This is a genomic window from Achromobacter sp. 1014246743, assembly GCF_059760725.1.
Window position 1 is genome coordinate 1 of the sequence record NZ_JCBANA010000169.1, and the last position, 354, is coordinate 354.

A 354-nucleotide genomic window follows, 5' to 3' on the forward strand; every position below is an offset into this window, starting at 1 on the left:
GCCTGCCGCTCACGCTGATCCTGTCCACGTTCGGCATCGCCTTCGCCTTCCCGATCGGCGTGCTGCTGGCCCTGGGCCGGCGCTCGAAGATGCCCGCCATCAAGGCGCTGTGCGTCGTGTACATCGAGCTCATCCGCGGCGTGCCGCTGATCAGCCTGCTGTTCATGTCGTCGGTGATGCTGCCCTTGTTCCTGCCCGAAGGCTTTTCCATCGACAAGCTGTTGCGTGCGCAGATCGCGATCATCATGTTCGCGGCCGCGTACATCGCCGAAACGGTGCGCGGCGGCCTGCAGGCGATTCCCAAGGGGCAGTACGAAGGCGCCGATTCGCTGGGCCTGAACTACTGGCAGCAGA

Annotated in this window: 1 protein-coding gene; it reads left to right on the forward strand. The window is 64.7% G+C overall.

Translation table 11 applies throughout. From position 1 onward, the window contains the following. Positions 1-354: ABC transporter permease subunit (locus tag AC6LJ2_RS30095; RefSeq protein WP_498152769.1), on the forward strand; the 354-nt coding region annotated here is incomplete at both ends.